Annotated in this window: 17 protein-coding genes; 12 read left to right on the top strand and 5 right to left on the bottom strand. The window is 75.4% G+C overall.

The features are described 5' to 3' along the window. Window positions 1-2,325: 2,325 nt before the first annotated feature. The 3 genes from IPL61_38970 to IPL61_38960 are packed head-to-tail and all read left to right on the top strand — an operon-like array spanning window position 2,326 to window position 5,539. Window positions 2,326-2,712: a hypothetical protein gene (locus IPL61_38970; GenBank protein ID MBK9037167.1), complete on the top strand. Its 387-nt coding sequence runs from the start codon at window positions 2,326-2,328 to the stop codon at window positions 2,710-2,712. A gap of 8 nt (window positions 2,713-2,720) precedes the next feature. After that, a complete protein-coding gene (locus IPL61_38965; protein MBK9037166.1) occupies window positions 2,721-3,845 on the top strand; it encodes a hypothetical protein in 1,125 nt (374 codons plus the stop codon). 8 nt (window positions 3,846-3,853) lie between these two features. Continuing rightward, window positions 3,854-5,539 (top strand): hypothetical protein, encoded by a 1,686-nt coding sequence (locus IPL61_38960; GenBank protein MBK9037165.1) that lies wholly within the window; start codon window positions 3,854-3,856, stop codon window positions 5,537-5,539. A 185-nt stretch (window positions 5,540-5,724) separates the two neighbouring features. On the opposite strand, the gene IPL61_38955 is transcribed toward IPL61_38960, so the two are convergent. Next, window positions 5,725-6,363 carry a histidine phosphatase family protein gene (locus tag IPL61_38955; protein MBK9037164.1) on the bottom strand — a complete coding sequence of 213 codons (639 nt, stop codon included), beginning with the start codon at window positions 6,361-6,363 and terminating at the stop codon, window positions 5,725-5,727. Between the two features lie 27 nt (window positions 6,364-6,390). On the opposite strand from IPL61_38955, the gene IPL61_38950 reads away from it, so the two are divergent. Further along, window positions 6,391-6,648 (top strand): hypothetical protein, encoded by a 258-nt coding sequence (locus IPL61_38950; protein MBK9037163.1) that lies wholly within the window; start codon window positions 6,391-6,393, stop codon window positions 6,646-6,648. A gap of 12 nt (window positions 6,649-6,660) precedes the next feature. Here the strand turns inward: IPL61_38950 and IPL61_38945 are convergent, their stop codons facing one another. Next, a complete protein-coding gene (locus IPL61_38945) occupies window positions 6,661-7,128 on the bottom strand; it encodes a YbjN domain-containing protein (GenBank protein ID MBK9037162.1) in 468 nt (155 codons plus the stop codon). A gap of 713 nt (window positions 7,129-7,841) precedes the next feature. Between IPL61_38945 and IPL61_38940 the strand changes: the two genes are divergently transcribed. Then, complete coding sequence (locus IPL61_38940) at window positions 7,842-10,061, top strand: carboxypeptidase regulatory-like domain-containing protein (GenBank protein MBK9037161.1); 2,220 nt, start codon at window positions 7,842-7,844, stop codon at window positions 10,059-10,061. Between the two features lie 9 nt (window positions 10,062-10,070). Here IPL61_38940 and IPL61_38935 read toward each other — a convergent pair whose 3' ends face one another. Continuing rightward, on the bottom strand, window positions 10,071-11,477 hold the full coding sequence (locus IPL61_38935) for a serine/threonine protein kinase (protein ID MBK9037160.1): 1,407 nt from the start codon (window positions 11,475-11,477) through the stop codon (window positions 10,071-10,073). Window positions 11,478-11,878: 401 nt separating this feature from the next. Here IPL61_38935 and IPL61_38930 point away from each other — a divergent pair, with 401 nt between their 5' ends. The 3 genes from IPL61_38930 to IPL61_38920 all read left to right on the top strand — a co-directional run bounded on the left by IPL61_38930 (window position 11,879) and on the right by IPL61_38920 (window position 16,245). Continuing rightward, window positions 11,879-12,154, top strand: a complete 276-nt coding sequence (locus IPL61_38930) for a hypothetical protein (GenBank protein ID MBK9037159.1) — start codon at window positions 11,879-11,881, stop codon at window positions 12,152-12,154. Window positions 12,155-12,181: 27 nt separating this feature from the next. Beyond that, window positions 12,182-14,416: a serine protein kinase PrkA gene (locus IPL61_38925; protein MBK9037158.1), complete on the top strand. Its 2,235-nt coding sequence runs from the start codon at window positions 12,182-12,184 to the stop codon at window positions 14,414-14,416. 83 nt (window positions 14,417-14,499) lie between these two features. Next, the gene (locus tag IPL61_38920) at window positions 14,500-16,245 is read left to right on the top strand and encodes a metallophosphoesterase (protein MBK9037157.1); all 1,746 of its coding nucleotides are present in this window, start codon (window positions 14,500-14,502) and stop codon (window positions 16,243-16,245) included. Between the two features lie 3 nt (window positions 16,246-16,248). Here IPL61_38920 and IPL61_38915 read toward each other — a convergent pair whose 3' ends face one another. Both IPL61_38915 and IPL61_38910 read right to left on the bottom strand, forming a co-directional pair. Continuing rightward, window positions 16,249-17,520 carry a histidine--tRNA ligase gene (locus IPL61_38915; protein ID MBK9037156.1) on the bottom strand — a complete coding sequence of 424 codons (1,272 nt, stop codon included), beginning with the start codon at window positions 17,518-17,520 and terminating at the stop codon, window positions 16,249-16,251. 158 nt (window positions 17,521-17,678) lie between these two features. Next, window positions 17,679-18,413, bottom strand: coding sequence for a competence/damage-inducible protein A (locus IPL61_38910; protein ID MBK9037155.1), 735 nt, complete (start codon window positions 18,411-18,413; stop codon window positions 17,679-17,681). Window positions 18,414-18,518: 105 nt separating this feature from the next. Between IPL61_38910 and IPL61_38905 the strand changes: the two genes are divergently transcribed. The 4 genes from IPL61_38905 to IPL61_38890 are packed head-to-tail and all read left to right on the top strand — an operon-like array spanning window position 18,519 to window position 22,835. Continuing rightward, the gene (locus tag IPL61_38905; protein MBK9037154.1) at window positions 18,519-19,826 is read left to right on the top strand and encodes a dihydroorotase; all 1,308 of its coding nucleotides are present in this window, start codon (window positions 18,519-18,521) and stop codon (window positions 19,824-19,826) included. Between the two features lie 17 nt (window positions 19,827-19,843). Further along, a complete protein-coding gene (gene carA / locus IPL61_38900; protein MBK9037153.1) occupies window positions 19,844-20,959 on the top strand; it encodes a glutamine-hydrolyzing carbamoyl-phosphate synthase small subunit in 1,116 nt (371 codons plus the stop codon). After that, complete coding sequence (locus IPL61_38895) at window positions 20,956-21,651, top strand: hypothetical protein (protein ID MBK9037152.1); 696 nt, start codon at window positions 20,956-20,958, stop codon at window positions 21,649-21,651. The genes carA and IPL61_38895 overlap by 4 nt, the downstream gene beginning before the upstream one ends. Next, a complete protein-coding gene (locus tag IPL61_38890) occupies window positions 21,648-22,835 on the top strand; it encodes a hypothetical protein (GenBank protein MBK9037151.1) in 1,188 nt (395 codons plus the stop codon). The genes IPL61_38895 and IPL61_38890 overlap by 4 nt, the downstream gene beginning before the upstream one ends. Window positions 22,836-22,879 lie beyond the last annotated feature (44 nt).

The raw sequence follows: 22,879 nt of genomic DNA, 5'->3' as shown, positions 1-22,879 counted from the left end.
GACCGCGTGAAGGCCGAGCTCTTGCGCGAGCTTCTACGTGCGCGCCAGTTAAACGGTTCGACGCGGGCGATCCGGCGAGTCGACTGCGGGGGGCGCGACTGGCGACATGGATCCCGGCATCGCGGCGTCGATCGCGGCCGGGCTCGACCGGCGGTCCGCGGCGCAGCTCAGCCTGGAGCGCAGGTCCCGGTACGTCCGGTTGGCGGCGCACGTGCTTGCCCACGGCGCCGCGGTCGGGCGCTTCGCGGTCACCGCGCTGCCGGCCGCGGGGATCAGCGAGGTGGTGAGTGGTCGCGCCCGGACGTCCACGGTGTGCCCGCGGCGATCACCGGCGTGCTCGCCGCCCATCGCGTCGACGTGCTCGGCGCCGTGGTCGGCCGCGCGGTGACGCCGGCCGGGGCGCTTCGTGCCTCGATCTGGTTCTTCCGGCGCCGCGGTCGGGGCCGCGCTTCGCCGCCGACGATCCGCGCTGGCGTCGGCTCGAGGACGACCTCGCGCAGTTGGTGCGCCGACGGCCCGGCCGGCGTCGGCCGCGGTCGCGGCGCTGCTTCGCGCGTCGGCGCCCGCGCTTGGTTGCTGCCGCGGCTGACGCCCGTGGTCGCGACTGAGGTCCGGTTCGATCTCGACGAGTCGGCCGGGACGCGACGATCGTCGAGGTGTTCACCCGGGACCGGCCCGGGCCCTGCACGCGATCACCGCGGCGCTGGCCGACGCCGGGTTTCGACATCTCGGTCTCGGAAGATCGCGACCGAGGGTGAAGGTGTCCGACGTGTTCTACGTGAGCGCGGGCGGCAGCAAGATCACCGACGCCGACGGCCTGGCTGCGGTCGAGGCGGCGCTGGCCGCGGCGATCGATCGGGCCGAGGCGCCTTGATGGCGGCGATCGACACGCCGCCCGGGCTGACCTGCCCGGCGCCCTGGTCGGCTGGTTCCGCGCTCCGGCGCGCCGCGGCGGCTCGCGCACCGCGGCCTGCTCGCGACGATCGCGGCCTCGGCCCTGGCTTGCGCAGACCTGTTCTGCCGCTACCCGCCGGTCGATCACGGCTCGGCGCGGCTGACCGTGCTGCTCACCGCGGTCGCGCTGTGGCGGGCTGGAGGGTGGCGGTGCGTCGCGCCAAGATCGGCATCGCGCGCGACGGCGCGCTGGGGCTGGGGCGGGCTGACCGTCCACCTCGACGCCCGCCGGATCACCGTGGTGCGGACCTGGCCGCGACGCGATCGCTCGTGCCGCGCCGGGGCTGGCGTGGTTCCTGTTCCGGCGCGATTGGGATCGGTTCGAGGAGCTGCGCCGCGCGGTCGCCGCCGCCCGGCTGCCGACCGAGGAGCCTGGATCGGCGCGCGCCGGGTCGGCCCGTTCCTGCAGGGCTACGGCGTGGTCCTTCGATGGCCTGGTCGTGGTCGGGTGGTCGCGGCGGCGGTCGTGACCGCCAGCGATCGCCGGCGGGGGTTGATCTGCTAGATTGCCCCGATGAAGCGCGTCACGCCCTGTCCTCACCCTGGCGCTGGCCGTTGGCTGGGGCAACAAGAAGCCGAAACGACAGGCTGCTGCCCGCGACCGACTGGCAGCGCCGGCCGGCGGCGCCGCTGGGCCGCTCGGCGGTGGCGGTGTGATGGCGGCGGCGGCCACTCCGCCGCCGGCGGCACCGGATCCTCGCGCGGGCGTGCCGGGGGCGCCGCCGCTGGTGGCGGCGGCATGGGCGATCCTCACGCCGGTGCTGGGCGCGTTGCCCCTGGGTGACTCTTGGCGGCGGTGGCGGCGGCGGCGTCGACGTCGCCCAGATGGGGCTGCCCGCGCCCGATCCACCGCGCCTGCTCGATCCCCAACAAGGATTCGGCCGGTGTCGATCGACGCGCCGGCCGACCTGCGCGGCAAGACGTCCCGGCGGCGCTGACCATCAGCGTCCGAACCCGCGACGCGTAGCGACCGGGCAGGGCGTCGGCGCGCCGATCGCCGTCGACAAGCTGGTGGCGTCGGGGACCTGGCCGATGACCTTCTAGCCGACCGAGGCCCGGGCCATGATCGGCGGCGTACCGGCTTCGCCGGCTCGGTCGTGGTGTCGGTGCGCTACGACCAGGACGCCGACGCGATGTCGAAGCAGCCCGGCGACGTCACCGGCAAGGCCGACGCGGCGATCCCGTCCGCCGGCGTCCAGCTCGTGCTCGACACGGTGCTCTGATCGCACTCATGGCCCGCATGGCGCCGCGGCGGGTTCCGTCCGCACGGCGCCGAGCGCGGCCTCCGGTCCGCGACCCAGGCGACGCCTTGCGATTGACGAGACGATTGCAGCGACTGACGCTGGCCCAGGCGCGACTGTATTCCCGAGCGTGAACTTCGCCCAGCGTGTCACCGGTCTCGGCCCCGCGTTCCTCGTCGTCCTGGCGGCCTGCGTCGACGCGAGCGACCGACCTGGGACCTGGGCGTACCTGTACCCCTCGACGATCTCGCCGCGCTGCGCGACCTCGACCTGTCACAGCGACCTCGCGGCGCGCGCGGGGCTGGTGCTCGACGACGCCGACGGTGCCTACCAGGCGCTCCTGGCCGGCACCTCGACCTCGGCCGGCCCGTTCGTCTTCCCGGGCGACGACCGGCGGAGCCCGCTCGTGTTGATCCTCACCGGCGCCGAGCGCGCGCGGATGCCGCCCGACGCGCCGCTGGCCGAGGGCGAACTCGAGCTGGTGCGGCGGTGGATCCGCGACGGAGCCGCGCCGTGATCCGGGCCGTGATCCGGTTGGCCGTGATCGCGGCGGTCGTCGCGGTCGGGGCCGGGCGCGCCCGCGCCTACCCGCACTACCAGTTCGCGAGCGACACCGGCAGCTGCCGCGAGTGTCACCTCGCGCCCGCTGGCGGCGGGCTGCTGACCGACTGGGGCCACGGCGAGCTGGGCGACACGCTCGCGATGGGCGGCGACGGCGCTGCGCTCCACGGCGCGCCGCTCCCGGGCTGGCTGGCGCTCGGCGGCGATGTCCGCCTGGCCGGGCTGGTCGAGGATGGCGGCGCCGAGGGCGCGCGCCTGGCGATCTTCCCGATGCAACTCGAGCTCGCCACGCGCGTCACCACGGCCGGCGTCTCGATCACCGCGACCCTCGGCGCGCGCGCCGCGGCCCGATCGGCCAGCGCTCGCCCCGACGACGCGGCCGGCGGGTTCCACGGGCTGGCGGCGATCTCGCGCGAGCACTACCTCGCGTACCAGCCCACGTCGGGGGCGTGGATGGTGCGCGCCGGCCGGTTCGCCGCGCCTTTCGGGCTGCGCCTGGCCGATCACACCGCGTTCGTGCGTCGGCACCTCGGCTACGGCCTGTTCGAGGAGACCTACGGCGTGGGCGGCGCCTGGCTCGGCGGCACGACCGAGGTCCACGCCACGGCGTTCGTGAGCGACCCGCTGGGGTGGGCGCGGACCTCCGCCGCCGGGGTCGCGGCGCTGCTCGAGCGGCGGGGCGACGGATGGGCCGCGCTCGGCTCGACCCGCGCGACCGCGTCTGTCACCGAGCGCACGATCGCCGTCGGGATCGCCGGCAAGTACTGGTTGCCCGGGCCCAAGGTGCTGCTCATGGCGGAGGTCGACGGCGGCTGGCAGCAGTTCCCCGAGGCCGACGCTGGGCGACCGTTCGCCGTCGCCTGGGCTGGGCCCACCTGGAGCCCGATCCGGGGCGTGGTCGCGACGCTCGCGGCCGAGGCCTTCCTCCCCGACGCCCAGCTGCCGTCGACCGGACGGGTCGCGCTGTCGCCGAGCGTGACCGTCATGCCGTGGGCGCACGTCGAGCTCTCGGCGCAGAGCCGGCTGCAGGCGATCGCCGGCGGCGCCCAGGCCGAGCAGCTCCTGGTCCAGGTCCACTACCTACCGTGAGGCCCCGCATGCCGCGTCCTCGTCTCGCCCTCGCCCTCGTCGTCACCTCGCTCGGGGGCGGTGCGTGCGGCGAGCCCGTGCCGACGACGCCGACCTGGTTCGCCGACGTCCAGCCGATCGTGCTCGCCAACTGCGGCCGCTGCCACGGCCCCATGCCCTCGGATCCGCGGCTGATCGGCATCCGGCTCGACCGCTACGTCGCCCTCGACGACGCGACGCTCGACGCCTGGGACTACCGCGACGCCATCGTCACGCAGGCGGCGATCCGCGAGGCGCCGGTCATGCCGCCGGCCTACGAGCTGACCGAGCGCCAGCGCGACGTGCTCGCGGCCTGGGCCGCGACCGGCGCCGTCAAGGGCACGCGCGCCAACCAGGATCCGACCGCGACCTTGACCGAGCCGCTGCCGGCCCAGGTCGATCAGGCGCTGACCATCGGGCTGCGCGCCGACGACGCCGACGGCGACGGCCTGCTCGTGGCGATCGGCGTCCGCGATCTGGTCACCGGCGACGAGCAGCTGGTCGCGCACGGCTTGCCCAGCGGCCTCGCGACGGCGGCGGTCGACACCGGGCAGCTGGCGTCGGGCCACGCGGTCGAGGTGTTCGCGGTGGTCGACGACGGCTTCGCCGACGATCCCGCCGCCAACCAGCACCGGATCACGCTGGCGCCGTCGCTGCCGGTCGACCACGGCGCGCTCGGCACCGCGCCGACCGTGCGCGTGCTCGCGCCCAACGGCGGCGAGGCGGTGCTCGGCGCGATCCCGATCTCCTGGGCCGCGACCGATCCCGATCCCGGCGACACGTTGACCATCGACGTCGCGCTGATCCGGGTCGCCCCCGACGGCACCGGCACCGTCGCCGCCGCGCTCGCCACCGGGCTGGTCGGCGTGTCCACGTTCACCTGGGATCCCGCCGGCGTGCCGTTCGAGGACGCCGGGCAGCCCATCCCGTACCGGATCCGGGTCGCGGTCACCGACGGTCAGAACCAGCGCAGCGACGAGTCCGACGCGCCGTTCACGATCGCGCCGCCGCCGGTCGACACGACGCTGACCTGGGCCGACGTCAAGCCGATCTTCCTGACCTACTGCAAGCCGTGCCACGGCCAGCCGGCCCGCACCGTGGCGCTGGAGTCATTCCGCCTCGACAAGTACGACGCCGCCGATCCTGAGCCGCCGCTCAACAGCGACCTCGGCGTGTACGACATGCGCAGCCAGGTGTTCGCCCGCATGATCACCCAGGCCAACATGCCGCCGCCGGCGGCGGCCGCGCAGCCGGCGGCCGCGGATCGCGCCAAGGTCGAGCAGTGGATCCTCGGCGGGGCGCCGTTCGGGAGCGGCCCCGTCGACGGCGCCCCCGCCTTCGCCTGGCTCACGCCCAACGACACCACGATCACCACGACCACCACCACGGGGCAGGTGACCCTGGCCTGGACGACGTCGGACCCCGAGGGCCTGCCCGTCACCGGCGCGATCGCCTACGCCCAGATCGCCGCCCAGGCCGACGCGACCGCGGTCTGCAACGCCGGGGTCACCGGCTGGGTCGATCTCCCGGTGGCGGTGACCGCCGGCACGCTGGCCTGGACCGCGCCAGCGCGCGGCTACTTCTGCCTCCGCGGCACCGTCACCGACGCGGCCAACCAGACCACCGTCCGCGTCGCCGCCAAGCCGGTCAAGTACCGGACCACGCCTGGGCCGTGATCGCGACCGGTCCGCGCGGAGCCATCATCGAGCGGTCGGGCGAGCGCGGTTCCAGCGTCGACTGGCCGAAAGTGGCCAGGCCGCGATCACCTGACTGGATCGGGTCACTGCCGTCGGCAGAAATTGGGCCCCACCGCGACGCGAGACGCCCCGCGCGCGCGACCGGTGCGCGACCGGCCGGCGGGCTACTCGAGGCCGCGCAGGTGGGCGGTGTCGTTGAGCGTGATGATGCGCCAGCGATCGCCGACGCGGTGCTCGACGTGGGTGATCGACGCGTTGTCGACCAGCACGAACACCGACGCGTCGCGGTTGGGCACGCCCAGGCCGCACACGTAGCTGAAGGCGTGGAACAGGGCCAGGCCGTGGCTCACGACCACGACCCGCTCGCCGGCGTGGTCGGCGCAGATGCGCGCGATCGCCGCGCTGACCCGGGCGAACACCCCGGCCGCGGTCTCGCCGCCGTCGGGCACCGCGTCGGGGTCGCGCGCGATCAGCCGCCGCCACAGCTCGGGGAACCGGGCCTCGGCCTCGGTGAACGCCAGCCCGTCGAACACGCCCAGCGACCGCTCGCGCAGCCCCGGCTCGAGCCGGGGCGTCACGCGCAGCTCCCGGGCGATCGGCTCGGCGGTCTGGACCGCGCGCACGACGTCGCTGGTGATGACCGCGGTCGGGCGGCGGTCGCGCAGCTCGGCCGCGGCGGCCACGGCCTGGCGCCGGCCGCGGTCGGTCAGCGGCACCGGGCTCCAGCCGCCGAACCGACCGTCGCGGTTGGAGTCGGCCTCGCCGTGTCGCACCAGCAGGAGCTCGGTCGGAGCGGTCGCCATCGCGGTCGTGGTATACGTCGCCGCGTCATGCCCGACTACTCGAAGATCCACGATCTGATCAGCCATCGCATCGCGCTCGAGTACGACACCGGCGCCAAGATCGTCGGCATGCTGGCCTCGTGTCAGCCGTCGTCGGGCCCGGTCGAGTTCGTCGTGATCCAGGACGCCAAGCTTTTCGGCTCGAGCGGCAAGCTGGTGCGCGAGGTCAAGGAGGTGACGTTGTGCCCCAACGTCTGCACCGGCTTCGCCATCGACGAAGGCCCGCGCGGCCGCGACGTCAAGTAGCCGGGGAGGGGCTCAGGCCGGGGCGCCGAGGTGCGCGCCGTGGCGGCTGGCCAGGTCGTCGTCGACAAGGTCGGCCAGGGTGGCCGTGCGCTGGATCATGTCGTGGACCTCGGTCCGATCGAGATCCAGCGTCGAGCGCTCGGCGACCAGCAGCACCTGGTCGCCGCGGATCGCGAACGCGACCCCGCACAGGTCGGCGTTGCGGCTGAGCAGCTCCTGCCACAGCGACGCGCGATCGGTGGCGGGGCCGGCGTGGACCACCGCGGACGCGACCCGCAGGTGGCTGCCGTCGCCGCGCGGCAACAGCTGGATCTCGACGGTCGCCGAGCCGTGGCGGACCCGCCAGGCGGCCAGCGTGGCCGGGGTCGGGTCACGGCAGTCGTTCAGGAAGTGGCCGAGCGTGATGAGCACGTCCTCGACCATCGTGATGGTCGAGGTCGTCCGCACCTCGCCCGCGTGATCGAACAGACCGACCGACATGGACGTCGATCCTACCGCGATCTCGCCAGCGCGTGCACGGACCGGTCGGCAATGCGAGGATGACAGCGCGATGGCGCAAGCGAGCGAGCCCGGACCGGACAGCGCGGACGAGGCGCCGGCCGGCGGGGGCGAGGCGCCGGCCGGCGAGGGCGAGGCCGACGCCGGGGCTGAGATCGGGGCGGGGGCCGACGCCGGGGCGAGGACCGCCGGGGTCGAAGCCGACACCGGGGCCGACTCCGGCTCCGACTCCGGGGCCGGCTCCGGCTCCGACACCGGCTCCGGCTCCGGCTCCGACACCGGCTCCGACTCCGGCTCCGGCTCCGACACCGGCTCCGGCTCCGGCTCCGGCTCCGGCTCCGGCTCCGGCTCCGGTTCCAGCTTCGGCTCGAGGCGCCGGGCGATCGCGCTGGCGGCGATCGCGGGCGTGACGGTGGTCGCGGTCGTGTTCGGCGGGCGGGCGTTTCGCGGGCGGGCGGGCTGGGCGCTCGGGCCGGCGCTGGTGGCGCCAGCGCCGGGCCGGGGCCGGGGCCGCTGTTGCCGCGCGATCGGCCGAGCTTGCCGGCGCCGGTCAAGGGACCGGGCGACGAGCGGCTGGTCGGCCTCGTGGTCGACGGCGCGGGGCTGCCGGTCGGCGAGGTCGCGGTGACCGCGGTGGTCGAGTCGGCGGTTGCGGCGTCGGCGACGCCGGCACCGCCGCCGCCCCGGCGCCGGCCGTGGCGCTGGCGGTCGTGGCGATCACCGGGCCCGACGGGCACTTCGAGCTCGAGGGCGTGGTGCCGGGCCGGTACCGCGTCATGCTCGAGGGCGAGGCGATCTTCTCGGCCGAGGTGCGCTACGTGCCGGTGCCGGCCGACGTGATGCGGTTCGTGGTCGCGCGCCGGGTGGCGCTGGCCGGCGCGGTCACCGACGGCGGTCAGGCGGTCGAGGGCGCCACGGTCGCGATCGACAGCGACACGCTGTTCGGCAGCCGCACCGCGACCTCCGGCGCCGACGGGCGGTTCGCGTTCGACGGGCTGCCCGAGGGCAGCTACCGGGTCTGGGCCTGGCGTGGCGATCGCGCGGCGCGGGCGGTGCGCGTGCCGCGGCTCGGGCGCGGGCCGTTCGCCGACGTGGCGCTGGCGCTCGAGCCGGCCGCGACGGTGCGCGGACGGGTGATCGATCGCCAGACCGGCGGCGGCGTCGCGGCCGCGGTGACGATCACCGCCGAGACCGGCGACGAGGCGCGGCGCCACGTCCGCACCGATCCCTACGGCGGGTTCGAGGCCGAGGGCATCCCGCCGGGGCGCTGGACCGCGTCGGCGTGGGCGCCGGGGTGGATCATGGGCGGCACGATCGACTTCACCGCCGGCCGCGGCGACGTGGTGATCGAGCTGGTGCCGGGCGGCGTGGCCGAGGGCGTCGTCGTCGACGCGGCCGGCGCGCCGGTCGCGGGCGCGGTGGTCAGCGCGATCGGCCGCGGCGCCGGCGGCGTCGAGATCAGCGCGGTCGCCCTCGACGAGCACCTGCGCCGGGCGCTGGGCCTGGCGCTGCGGCCCGCGGCGTCGGGCGACGTGCCGATCGGCGGCGACGCCCGGTTCCTGCCCCGGGGCGAGCTGGGCGTCATGCTGGGGCCGATCCCGTTCGCGCCGCCGCCGGGCGCCGCGCGCACGACCGTGTCGATCCTGACCGACGTCGATCCGTCGGTCGATCCGTCGACGGCCGTGGCGCCGATCCCGGTCGACCCGGCCTACGTGCCGACCTGGACCACCGGCGCCGACGGCCGCTTCCGCCTGACCGGCATCCCGGCCGGCAGCTTCACGCTGGTCGCCGACGCGACCGGCTACGCGACCGCGCGCGGCCCGGTCACGACCTTCGCGCTCGGCCAGGTCGTCGCCGGCGTCGAGCTGGTGCTCGAGCGCGGCGTCATGGTCGCGGGCCGCGTGACCGATCAGCGCGGGACGCCGGTGGCCGGGGCGATCGTGCGGTTCACCCCGGCCGACGCGACCGGCGCTCGCGGCGTGGTCGAGGCCGCGACCGACGCTGACGGGCGCTACCGGGTCGGGCCGCTGGCCGGCGCGGTCGCGGTCGCGGCCCGGGCCTGGGGCCACGGCGACTTCGCCGGGGTCCTCGATCTGCGCAAGGTCCCGCCCGGCGTCGACCCCGCGGCGGAGCGCGCCTACGACGTCACGCTCGTCGTCGCGGACGCCGAGCTCGAGGGCACGGTCGAGGATCCCAGCGGGCTGCCGGTGCTCGGCGCGCGGGTGGTGATCGACGGCGGCGCCGCCGACGGGCGGGCGACGATCGCCGGCCCCGGGGGCCGCTTCCGCCTGGCCATGCTGCCGGCCGGGGCGCTCGCGGTCCGGGTCGAGCACGGCGACTACCCGCCGCAGCGCTTCACCGTCGCCACCGGCGACGCGGTCCGGCTGACGCTCTCGTTCGGCGGCGGGCTCGAGCTCCTGGTCTTCGATCACCACACCGGCGCGAGCCTGCCGGGGCTGCCGGTCCTGGCGACCGGACCGGCCGGGGCCCGGCGCGACCTCGTCACCGACAGCGGCGGGCGCGCGCGCCTGGGGCCGATCGCGCCGGGACCGTGGAAGCTGGCGGTGCGGACGCCGGGCTACGTCGCGCGGACCCTGGCGGCGGCGGTCGCGGCCGGCGATCGCGCCGGGCAGATCACCGCGCCGGATCTCCGGCTCGAGCTCGAGCGCGGCGCGACGGTCAGCGGCGTCGTCCGCGACCGCGTCGGCGATCGCGTGGCCGGCGCCCGGATCACCGCGCGCCGCGGCGACGACGAGCTGACGGTCTCGACCGACAGCCTCGGCGAGTTCCGCCTGCGCGACGTGCCGACCGGCGCGGTCTCGGTCACGGCGACCAAGGGCGGCGCCAGCCGCGCGGTCGCGCTCGAGCTGCGGCCCGGCGACGAGCGCGGCGGGGTCGAGCTCACGCTCGAGTGACCGACGGCGTCACGGTCGGCGCAGGCGCGCGCGGTCGAGGATCATCGTCTCCTCGCGGTGGAGCTCGTCGTCCCAGTCCACGCCCCGCGCCGGCGCCGAGGTCGACGGGCGCGCCCGCGGCGGCGGCACCGGTGGCGGGCCGGTCCGGCCGGGGCGCCCGGTCGGCGACGGCGGCGGGCCGGTCCGCCGGGGCCGGCGCCCGGGATCGAGGATCATGGTCTGGGCGCCGTGGACGTCGGGCACGTCGGTCGCGATCCGCAGCGCCTCGCCGTCGGCGCGCGGCACGGTGGTGTGGCTCTCGCCGTCGGCGAAGTCGTCGGCCTCGGCCACCGCCTGGTGGGTCGCGGTCGGGCGCGGCTGGAACGGCACGGCGACCGACGCGAACTCGGCCTCGCTCTGGGCCCGGTCCTCGGCGATCAGGTTCTCGCCGACGTCGTCGGACACCTCGTCGGCGAGCACGTACTCCTCGAGCATGCGCAGCTCGCGCTCGATCTCGGCCGCGAACGCCTTGCGCACGTACCGGCCCAGGTGGCTGCGCGAGTAGGTCGGCACGTACCGGCGCAGGAACGCGCGCAGGTCGGCCTCGACCTCGCCCGCGGTCTGGTAGCGCTGGGCCCGCGAGCGCGTGAGGCACCGATCGGCGATGGCCTCGATCTCGGGCGGCGTCGACGGCACCAGCTCCGACACCGGCCGGTACTTGGCGTCGCGGACCTTGATCAGCAGGTCCATCTCGTTGGACGCGGTGAACGGCGGCACCCGGGTCAGCATCTCGTACAGGCACGCGCCCAGGCTGAAGATGTCGGAGCGGTGGTCGAGCTTGCGCCCGAGCGCCTGCTCGGGGCTCATGTACTTGACCTTGCCCTTGATGACCCCGGTCTTGGTGTTGACCTTCGACAACGTCGCCTTGGCGATGCCGAAGTCGCACAGCTTCACCTCGCCGGTGTACGCGATGATGATGTTCGACGGCGACACGTCGCGGTGGACGATCCGCAGCGGCCGCCGGCGCGCGTCGACCGCGGTGTGCGCGGCGTGCAGCGCCGAGGCGACCTCGGCCGCGACGTAGGCCGCGTGCTCGGGCGGCATCGGCTTCTTCTTCTGTCGGCAGCGCTCGAGGATCGTGCGCGTGTCCTTGCCGTCGACGTGCTCCATCGCGATGAAGTACTCGCCCTGGGCCCGCGCGAACTCGTAGACCCGCGCGATCGACGCGTGGCGCAGCACCGAGGCGATCTTGGCCTCGTCGACGAGCATCTGGATGAAGTCGTCGTCCTCGGCCAGGTGCGCGAGCACGCGCTTGACCGCGACCAGGTGGGCGTGGCCGTTGGCGTCGAAGGTCTTGGCCCGGTAGATCTCCGCCATCCCGCCGAACGCGATGCGATCGAGCAGGTGGTACCGGCCGAGCTGTTGGGCTCTGCGCACCTTCGGACCCATGGTAGCGGACCCGGGCGGTGCGACAAAGAACCGGGGCCGAGGTTCGCGGGATCGTCGTCGGCGGTGTGCGCCTCGGGCCCACCCCGGGCGAGCGCCCCGAGCCGTGGCTGCTATAGTGCGCCGCATGCGTCGTGCCGCGCCCCTCGCCCTGATCCCTGCGGTGGCCCTCGCCGCGTTCGCCATCAACTGCAGCAAGTCGAGCTCGTCGAAGAACACCGGCAGCGCGGCCCCGGTGCGCGAGCCCGCGACCGGCGGCCCCGGGGCCACGGTCGGCGCGGCGCCGGGCGAGGGCGCCCGCGGCACCGCCGCCCCGGCGGGGCCCCGACGACCAGTACCAGGTCGAGACCAGCGCGGTCAGCGGCGCGGCCGGCGCCGAGACGGTCGCGCGGGTGGTGGTCCGGCCCGGCAAGGGCTTCCACATGAACAAGGACTACCCGACCAAGCTGTCGCTCGAGCTGCCGGCCGGCGTCAGCTCGGCCAAGGCCGTCCTCGAGCCGGCCGACGCCGAGGCGTTCGACGACACCCAGCTGGCGTTCTCGATCAAGCTCACGCCGGCCGCGGCCGGCGACTATTCGATCCCGGGCACGCTCAAGTTCGCGGTGTGCACCGACTCGACCTGCAACCCGAAGAAGCAGACGATCGCGCTGTCGCTCAAGGCCCAGTGACCACGCCGGCGCGGTAACCTCGCGCCGATGCCATCGTCGACGATCAAGACCCGACTGGCCGACCTGGGCGACGCGATCCGCGGGCAGTTCGCGAGCACGCGGCGGATGATGTCGTTCGCCGACTACGTCGAGCTGGTGCTGGCCCAGCCGGCGAGCCAGCTGCGCAGCGCGGCGCAGTACCTGGTCGCGTGCTTCGATCACTACGGCACCGAGACCGTCCGGTACCCGTGGGGCGAGGTCACGCGCTGGCGCCTGTTCGATGCGCCGTGGGCCCACGGCGAGGGCCGGCTGATCGGCCAGGAGGCCGCCCAGGGCCACATGTACCGGGCGCTGTCGGGGTTCGTGCGCGACGGCGCGCCGACCCGGCTGATCCTGCTGCACGGGCCCAACGGCTCGGCCAAGTCGACGCTGATCCGGTGCGTCGGCCGCGCGCTCGAGGACTACTCGACGCTCGACGACGGCGCCTGCTACCGGTTCTCGTGGGTGTTCCCGTCGGGCAAGAGCGGCAAGAGCGGCCTCGGCTTCGGCGGCGCCACCGCCTCGGACGCCGCCGGCGCGGCCGACACCTACGCGTTTCTGCCCGACGAGGCCGTCGACGCGCGCCTGGTCGACGAGCTGCGCGATCACCCGCTCTTGCTGGTCCCGCGCGAGCACCGCGCCGCGATCCTGGCCGAGGCCGGCGCCGCCGCGCCCGGCCTGCAGCTCGCCGACTACCTGCGCTTCGGCCAGCTGTCGCCCAAGAACCGCGCCATCTACGAGGCGCTCCTGGCCAGCTACCACGGCGACTACACCAAGGTGCTGCGCCACGTCGCGATCGAGCGCTTCTACGTGTCGCACCGCTACCGCTCGAGCTACGTCACGGTCGAGCCGCAGATGTCGGTCGACGCCAGCGAGCGCCAGGTCACCGCCGATCGCTCGCTGGCCGCGCTGCCGCCGTCGCTGCAGAGCGTGTCGCTCTTCGAGTATGGCGGCGAGATCGTCGACGCCAACCGCGGCCTGCTCGAGTTCGACGACCTGCTCAAGCGCCCGCTCGAGGCGTGGAAGTACCTGCTGACCGCGGTCGAGCGCGGCGCGGTGTCGCTCGCCAACGCGATCCTGTTCCTCGATCTGGTGTTCGTCGGCTCGACCAACGACATCCACCTCAACGCCTTCAAGGAGATCCCCGACTTCGCGAGCTTCCGCGGCCGGCTCGAGCTGGTGCGCGTGCCCTACATCCTGCACTACGGCCACGAGGCGGCGCTGTACGAGGTCCAGCTGCGCGAGGTCGCCGGCGGCCGCCACGTCGCGCCCCACACCGCGTACGTCGCGGCGCTGTGGGCGGTGCTGACCCGCATGCGCCGGCCCCAGGTCGAGCGGTTCCCGTCGAGCCTGGCCGAGACCATCGGCAAGCTGGGGCCGCTCGAGAAGGCCGAGCTCTACGCCGACGGCACGCTCCCGGCCGGGATCTCGGGGCTCGCGGCCAAGGAGCTGACCTCGCACCTGCGCGACCTCTACACCGAGAGCGAGGGCTACCCCAACTACGAGGGCAAGATCGGCGCGTCGCCGCGCGAGATCCACGGGGTGCTGCTCAACGCCGCCGGCTCGCCACGCTACAGCTACGTGTCGCCGCTGGCGGTGCTCGACGAGCTGACCGAGCTGACCAAGCAGACCTCGCAGTTCGAGTTCCTGCGCCAGGACGTGCAGCCGGGCGGCTACCACGACCACAAGCGCTTCGTCGAGCTGTGCCGCGAGCGCCTGCTGGCCCGGGTCGACGACGAGGTCCGCGCGTCCCTGGGCATGGTCGAGGAGGCCGAGTACCAGCGCGTGTTCGAGCGCTACCTGGCCCACGTCACCCACTGGCTGCGCAAGGAGAAGCTGCGCAACCCGTCGACCGGCCGGCTCGAGGAGCCCGACCCGGCGTTCCTGGCCGAGGTCGAGGAGACCCTCGCGCTGACCGGCAAGCCCGAGGACTTCCGCGGCGGGCTGATCGCCAAGATCGGCGCGTGGTCGCTCGACCACAAGGGCGAGAAGCCGGTGCTGACCGAGATCTTCGCCGATCTGGTCAAGAAGCTGCGCGACGCGTACTTCGCGAAGCACAAGCAGACGATCGGCGCCGGGGTCGGCGAGCTGGTGTCGCTCTTGACCGCCGACGGCGCCGGCCTGTCCGTCGACGCCCGGGCCCGGGCCGAGACCGCCCTGGCCACGCTCACGACCCGCTACGGCTACCAGCGCGAGTCGGCCCGGGATCTGGTCGCGCTGATGGCCCGCACGCACTACCGGTGACCGCGGCCGGGTGATCCGCCGAGGCGATCGGCGGCGCGCCACGAAACTTGCCGCGGCCGGCCCCGGGTGCGTAGCATCGGTGGGTGCGGCGCGCGCTCGTCCTCGCTTGCGTGCTGGCGGCGGCGCCGTCGGCGTGGGCCGATCGGTTCGTCAACGGGCCGTACCTGCAGCGCGCGACGCCCACCAGCGTGACGCTGATGTGGGAGGCCGACGGGAGCGCGCCGGCGACGATCACGATCCACGGCGCCGGCGCGGCCGCGCGGGTGATCGAGGTCGCGGCGACCGCGCACGCCGAGATCGTGGTCGACGGCCTGGCGCCGGCGTCGCGCTACCGCTACGAGGTCGCGCTCGGGGAGCGCGTCGCCAAGGGCGAGCTGACCACGGCGCCGCCGCCGGGCGCGCCGGTGCCGCTGACGTTCGTCGTCTACGGCGACACGCGGTCGTCGAGCGACGCCCACCGCCGGCTGGTCGAGCGCATCCGCGCCGAGGTGCCCGACTTCTTGCTCGGCACCGGCGATCTCGTCGACGACGGCGCCCAGCGCAGCCAGTGGCAGACGTTCTTCGACGTCGAGGGGCCGCTGCTCGCCGACAACGTGTTCTACCCGGCGCTCGGCAACCACGATCGCCAGGGCCGGGCCCGCAGCGCCGAGGCCTACCGGGCCCGGTTCGCGCTGCCCGACAACGGCACCGATCCCGAGCGGGTCTACGCGTTCACCTACGGGCCGGCGCGGTTCGTCGTCCTCGACTCGAACTCCTCGTCGTTCGCGCTGACCGATCAGACCGCCTGGCTCGAGCGCGAGCTGGCCGCGGCCCGGCAGGATCGATCGATCCGCCAGATCTTCGTCGTGATGCACCACCCGCCGTACTCGATCTCGATCCACGGCGGGCAGCGCGACCTGCGCGAGCGCTGGACGCCGCTGTTCGAGAAGTACGGCGTCGCCGCGGTGTTCTCGGGCCACGACCACTGCTACCAGCGGGCCGAGGCCGGCGGCGTCCACTACTTCGTCTCGGGCGGCGGCGGCGCGCCGCTGTACGCGCGCGGCCGGCGGATCACCGCGCTCGACGCGGCCGCGGTCAAGCGCTACGAGCGCGTGAGCCACTACCTGCGCGTCCACGTCGTCGGCGATCGGGTCGAGGTCACCGCGGTCCGCGTCGACGGCACGCCGATCGAGACCACCGCGTGGGGCGAGGCGGCCGTGCCCGAGCCGCTGGTGGCCGAGGTCGGCGCGCCGGTGCCCGAGGCGCCGGTGCCGCCGGTCGCCGCGCTCGCCGCGACGCTGCCGCCGCGCGCCGGTGGCGGCGGCGGCGTGCCGCTGGTGCCGGTGGCCGCGGTCGGCGGCCTGGTCGTGGCCGCCGCGCTGGTGCTGACCCGCAAGCGCAGGAGGCCCGCGGGGGGGCGGGTGGGCGTGGGCGGGGGGGGGGCGGGGTGGGGGGGGCGCGGGGGGGGGGGCGAGCCGGCCCCGGGTGGTTTGGTTGTTGGTTGTGTTTCCGCGGCTGGCGCTGTCCGTCCGCCGGGTGCGGGCGCGGGCGCCGGCCGGGGGGGCCGGGCGCAGGCTGCGCCCGCCCCGCGCCCGCCCGGTGCGGGGGGGGCGGCGCCGGGGGTGGGCCGCCGCGCGGTGGGTCCGTGGTGGCCCGGGGGGCGGCGGGCGCGGGGTGCGGGGTGGGTGGCGCGGCGGAGCGCGGGGGGGGCGGGCTGGGCGCGCCGGCGGGCGCTTCGGGCCGGGCGGGCCGGGCCGGTTGGCTGGCCGGCCCGCCCGCGGCGGGGGGGGGCCCCCCCCCGGCACCGACACCGACACCGACACCGCCCGCCGCCGCCGCCGTCGCCCTGACCGCTAGCGGCCGAGCGCGGCGGTGACCGCGGCGACGATCTGGCTCAGCTCGACCGGGGTCTCGGTGCGCGCGGCCATGTCCTTGAGCTTGGCGGCGCCGGTGGCCAGCTCGGACTCGCCGAGCGCCAGCGACAGCCGGGCGCCGAGCTTGTCGGCGCGACGGAACTGGGCCTTGAAGCCGACCTCGCGGTGCTCGACCTCGACGGTGACGCCGGCGGTGCGCAGCGCGTGCGCCAGCGCCGTGGCCCGGACCCGCGCGCCCGGGCCCATCGCCGCGATGAACAGCTCGATCGACGGCGCGTAGCTGGCCGGCTCGCCCGGCATGCACAGCACGGTGCGCTCGACGCCGATGCCGAAGCCGATCGCCGGCGTGGCCGGGCCGCCCAGTTCGCCGATCATGTCGTCGTAGCGGCCGCCGGCGACGATCGTCGACTGGCTGCCCAGGTTGCCGGCGGTGGTGGTGATCTCGAAGACCGTGCCCGTGTAGTAGTCGAGGCCGCGCACCAGCCGCGGATCGACCACGAACGGCACGCCCAGCTCGGTCAGCGTGGCCTGGACCGTCGCGAAGTGGGCGCGGGCGTCGTCGCCGAGGAAGTCGAGCACGATCGGGGCCTGGGCCACGATCGCCTTGCAGGTGTCGACCTTGCAGTCGAGCACGCGCAGGGGGTTGGTCGCCAGCCGGCGCTTGCAGTCGCCGCACAGCGCGTCGGCCTGCGGGGTCAGGAACGCCACGAGCGCGTCGCGGTAGCGCCCGCGATCGTCGCCGCGGCCGACGTTGTTGACGAGGATCGTCAGCGGCGTGACGCCCAGCTGGGTGTAGAGCGCGTGGAGCATGCCGATCAGCTCGGCGTCGAGCGTGGGCTCGGCCACGCCGTAGGCCTCGCAGTCGATCTGGTAGAACTGCCGGTAGCGGCCGGTGTTGACCGCCTCGTAGCGGAACACCGGGCCCAGCGACCACCAGCGGGTGACCGCCTCCTTGGTCGCCATCGCGTGCTCGATGTACGCGCGCGCCAGCCCGGCGGTCAGCTCGGGCCGCAGCGTCAGCGAGCGGTTCGAGCGATCGCTGAACGTGTACATCTCCTTGCCGACGATGTCGGAGCCCTCGCCGACGCCGCGCACGAACAGGTCGGTGTGCTCGACCACCGGCGGGCGGGTCTCGAGGTAGCCGTAGCGGGCGAACAGCTCGCGGCAGGTGCGCTCGAGGTGCTGCCACTTGGCCGAGTCGGGCGGCAAGAGGTCGTTCATCCCGCGGACAGAGGAGGGCGCGTCGGCCATGGCCGCGCACGCTACCACGCGCCGGCGCCGAGGCTCGGGCGCGGTCGCCGCGGCGCACGGCGGCCGGGGCCGGGGCTGCCGCCGGCGCCGGTCGAGGACGGTCGGGCGCTGCCGCCGCGGCGGGATCGGGGCGGAGGTCGGACGTCGCGGCGGTCCGGTCAGGGATCGGCGCGCCGGACCACCGCGGGCCCGACCCGCGCGGCCAGCGCGTCGGTGGCGGCCACGACGTCCGCGGCGAGCGCGCCCTCGAACGTGATGATCACCTGGAAGCCGGTCTCGCCGAACCGCGGGTAGCTGCCGAGCTTGACCGCCGGGTGGGCCGCGACCACCGCGTCGAGGTCGGGCGCCAGCGCGCCCTCCTCGCGATCGATCCACAGCCGGGCCTGGGCCACCGGCGTCGCGCGGAAGCGCTCGCGGATGTCGAGGAACTTGCGGCGGAACAGCTTGGGCACGCCCGGCAAGACGTGGACGTTGGCGATCGTCACCACCGGCCAGGTGGTCGACTCGCCCCAGACCAGGGTCGCGCCGCGCGGCACGTCGGCCAGGCGCAGGTTGGCCGGAGCGATCGCGTCGCCCCAGTAGGCCCGCAGGCGGGCCTCGAGGTCGGGGTCGCGGACCACGTCGGTGCCCAGGGCCCGGGCCACGCCCGCGATCGTGACGTCGTCGTGGGTCGGGCCGACGCCGCCCGAGGTGAACACCCAGGTCGCCCGGGCCGCCGCCTCGGCCACGGTCGCGGCGATGTCGTCGAGATCGTCGGGGATGACGGTGATCCGCTGGAGCTCGACCCCGAGCGCGCGGAGCTCGCCGATCAGGAACGCGGCGTTCTCGTCGGCGAACTTGCCCGACAGGATCTCGTCGCCGATCACGACGATCGCGGCGGTGGCGCGCGGCACCGCTCCAGGGTAACGCCTCCGGCCCGGCGCGGGATCCGTCGCGACGCGCCTTCGCCTCCAGAGCGCTTGAATCTCGCGGCGGCCCCGGGGTAAGACGCCCACCCGATGGACCTCGTCTTGCGCGGCGGTCGTGTCCTCGGTGCCGAGCCCTCGGGGCCGGGAGCCGCGGGGGCGTGGCGTGACGTCGCCGCCGACGTCCGCGTCCGGGCCGGGCGCGTGGTCGAGATCGGCCCGGGCCTGCGCGGCGGCCGCGAGGTCGACGTGGCCGACCTGTGGATCGTCCCGGGGCTCGTCGACCTGCGGACCCACCTGGGCGAGCCGGGCGCCGAGCACAAGGAGGACCTGGCCTCGGGCGCGCGCGCGGCGGCCCACGGCGGCTACACGACGATCTGCGCGATGCCCGACACCGCGCCGGTCAACGACCAGCGCACGGTCACCGAGCTGATCGTGCGCCGCGCCGCCGAGATCGGCCTGGCCCACGTCCGGCCGATCGGGGCGATCACCCGCGGCCTCGGCGGCGAGCGGCTGGCCGACATCGCCGACATGAAGGACGGCGGCATCGTCGCGGTCGCCGACGGCGATCGCCCGGTGGCCGACGCCGCGGTGCTGCGCCGCGCGCTCGAGTACGCGCGCACGTTCGACCTGACGCTGGTGCAGCACGCCGAGGACGCGCACCTGGCCGAGGGCGGGGTCATGCACGAGGGCGCGCTGTCGACGCGGATCGGCCTGCGCGCGCACGCGGCGATGGCCGAGGCCGCGATGGTCGCCCGGGACCTCGAGATCGTCGGCGGCACCGGCGGCCGCTACCACGTCGCGCACGTGTCGGCGGCGCGCACCGTCGAGCTGATCCGCGACGGCAAGCGCCGCGGCCTGCCGATCACCGCCGAGGTCAGCCCGCTGCACCTGGCGCTGACCGAGGCCGCGTGCGCGACCTACGACCCGCAGGCCCGGCTCTTGCCGCCGCTGCGGTCCGAGGCCGATCGCCAGGCGCTGCTGGCGGGCCTGATCGACGGCACCCTCGACGCGATCGCGACCGATCACACGCCGTGCGCGCTGACCGAGAAGGAGGGGCTGTTCGAGGAGGGCGCGCCCGGCGCGGTCGGCCTCGAGACCACGCTGGCGCTGGTGCTGGGGCTGGTGGCCCGCGGTGAGCTGCCGCTGGCGCGGGCGCTGGCGGCCCTGACCTCGGCGCCGGCGCGGGTGTTCGCGCTCGGCGACGCCGGGACGATCGCCGTGGGCGGCCGCGCCGACCTGGCGATCGTCGACCCGGCCCGGGCCTGGACGGTCGGCCCCGACGAGCTGGTCGGCAAGTCCAAGAACTCTCCGCTCACCGGCCAGGCGCTGGTCGGGCGGGCCGTGTTGACGTTGTTCGGCGGCGTCGCGACCTGCGACCGCGATCGGAGGCTGGCGTGACGTTTCCGGCGATCCTGGTGCTCGAGAACGGCCGCAGCTTCCCCGGGCGCGGCTTCGGCGCGCGCCGGGTCAGCCACGGCGAGGTCGTGTTCAACACGTCGCTGACCGGCTACCAGGAGATCGTCAGCGATCCGTCGTACTGCGGCCAGATCGTCGTGATGACCGCGGTCCAGATCGGCAACGTCGGCGTCAACGTCGCGGACGCCGAGGCCGCGACCCCGGTGTGCGCCGGCCTGGTCGTGCGCGAGTACACCGGCGCGTCGTCGTGGCGATCCGAGGACGAGCTCGACGCCCACCTCGCCGCCCACGGCGTCGCCGGCATCGACGACCTCGACACCCGCGCGATCACCCGGGTGCTGCGGACCGAGGGCGCGATGCGGGGCGCGATCGCGCCGGCGCCGGCGACCGCCGAGGAGCTGGCCGCGCTCCTGGCCGAGGTGCGCGCGCAGCCGCTGATGGACGGGCTCGATCTGGTGCCGCGCGTGACCACCGCGGCCCGCTACACCTGGACCCAGCCCGCCTGGCACGCGGACGACGCCGCGCCGGCCCCGGCGGTCGACGGTCGGCGCGATCACGTGGTCGCGTTCGACTTCGGGATCAAGCGCAACATCCTGCGGCGGCTGGTGGCGTCGGGCTGCGACGTGACGGTGGTGCCGGCGACGACCTCGGCCGACGAGGTCCTGGCGCTGGCGCCCGACGGGGTGTTCCTGTCCAACGGCCCCGGCGATCCGGCGGCGGTGACCTACGCGATCGACGCGGTCCGGGGGCTGCTCGCCGCCGACCGGCCGCTCTTCGGCATCTGCCTGGGCCACCAGATCCTGGGGCTCGCGCTGGGCGCGCGCACCTTCAAGCTGCCGTTCGGCCACCACGGCGGCAACCACCCGGTCGCCGACCTCGCCACTGGCAAGGTCGAGATCACCGCGCAGAACCACGGCTTCGCGGTCGATCCCGACTCGCTGCCGCCGGGCGTCCGGGTCAGCCACGTGAACCTCTACGACGGCACCGTCGAGGGCCTGGCCGTCGACGGGCGGCCGGTGTTCAGCGTGCAGTACCACCCCGAGGCCAGCCCCGGGCCGCACGACGCGCACTACCTGTTCGCGCGCTTCCGCCAGGCGATGCGGGCCGGGCGGTGACCACCGCGGCGTCCACCGATGGGGCGCCGGTCGCGACGGCCAGCGCCGCGGTGCAGCTGAACGACGTGTTCGACCGGCTCGTGGCCGCCGGCACCCGCGACCCCGACCTCGTGCTGGCGGCGCGGCAGCGGTTCGAGGAGCGCCGCGGCAAGGTGTTCCAGGAGGAGGAGCTGTGGGAGACCTGGAGCGCGAGCTTCATCGAGTGGTTCGTGCTCGAGCACGTCGGCGTCGGCCAGGCCGCGCCGGTCGCGGTCGACGCGCTGGCCGCGGCGCGGGCCGCGGGTGACGACGCCGGCGCGGGCGCGATCGCGGCGTGGCTGACCTCGCACCGGAGCCTCTGGTCGGTCGAGCGCCTCGGCGCGGGCTGGGTCGAGCTGCTCGATCTGCTGGGCGGCGCCCACGTCCGGGTCACCGAGCCGCGCGAGCTGCACGGCGTCGCGATCGGCGAGGTCGCCGAGCTGCGGGTGATCGGCTTCGCCGAGCGGGTCTGGTTCGGGCGCGCGATCCTCTACCACCCGCGCGGGACCCGGGACGCGCTGGTCGAGCAGGCCCGCCGGCTCACCGCCGCCGGCGGCGATCGCCGGGCGGTGCTCGATCACGCGGCGACGCTGCGGACCAAGGTGCTGCGCTACCGGCACGTGTCGCCGGTGAAGCTCTACGAGGGCGCGCTCGATCCGAAGGGCGACCGGTGAGGACCGCGATCGCGACGTCGGCGATCGGCCTGGCGCTCGCGATCGCCAGCGGCGTCGCCCACGCCCAGGTCGCGGTCGCGTCCAAGCCGGCGTTCTCGGTCGAGCGCTTCATGCCCGCGCCGGGCAGCGCGCTGTGGATCGGCCTCGAGGACCCCGACGTGCCGGCCGCCGGGCGCTGGGTCGTGACCGGCTCGACCTGGATCGCGTCGCGGCCGATCGTGCTGCGGTCGCTGGCGACCGGAGCCGAGGAGCGGGCGCCGGTGCGGCTGCGCTGGGGCCAGGAGCTGGCGATCGCCCGCGGCCTGGGCGGGCGCTACCTGGTCGGCCTGGCGCTGCCGACCGCGCTGCAGTGGGGCGACCGCCTGACCGGCATCGGCCTGTCCGAGACGCCGCTGCAGCGGGCCGTCGCCGGCGACGTGCGCCTGCACGGGCGCGCGCGCATCGTCGGGGAGCCCGGCGCGCTCGGGCTGGCCGCGGGCGTGGCGGTCGCGCTGACCATCCCGACCGGCGACGACGGCGACTTCGCCGGCGAGGCCGGGCCGGTGCTCGCCTGGGGCCTGCGCGCCGGCTACCGCACGCCGAGGTTCGCGCTCACCGGCGGCGCCGGCCTGCGGCTGCGCACCGAGGAGGTCGTGCTGCTGTCGCCGGCGCGGCCGCACGGCAACGAGCTGGTCGGCTCGCTCGGCGCCGCGGCCCGGTTCGGCGCGCTCGGGCGTCAGTTCGGTGGCGCCGATCGCGCGTGGGTCCTGGCCGAGCTCGAGGCCGCGCTCGGCGACGACGCCGGCACCGGCGCCCGCGGGCCATCGCCGGCCGAGGCCCGGCTCGGCCTGCGCGTCGACGTCGCGCACTGCTGGTCGGTGGCGGTGGCGGCGGGCGGCGGCCTGACCTCGGCCGAGATCGGGTCGCCAGGCTACCGGCTGATCGCGCAGGTGACCTTCCATCAGGACCCGATCCACGATCGCGACGGCGACGGCGTCCGCGACGGCCAGGACGCGTGCTGGCGCACGCCTGAGGATCGCGACGGCCACGACGACTGGGACGGCTGCCCCGACCCCGACAACGACGGCGACGGCATCGACGACGAGTTCGATCGGTGCCCCGACGAGCCCGAGGATCTCGACGGCTACCTCGACAGCGACGGCTGCCCCGAGGCCGAGTCGGTGCTCACCGATCGCGCGGACTGAGCGCGGACCGATCGAGCGCGATCCGCGGACTGGGCGCTGATCCG

This window comes from Myxococcales bacterium (assembly GCA_016717005.1).
GTDB lineage: Bacteria > Myxococcota_A > Polyangia > Haliangiales > Haliangiaceae > UBA2376.
Note: the sequence above shows the minus strand (reverse complement) of the source record. Positions and strands in the feature narration are given on the sequence as shown.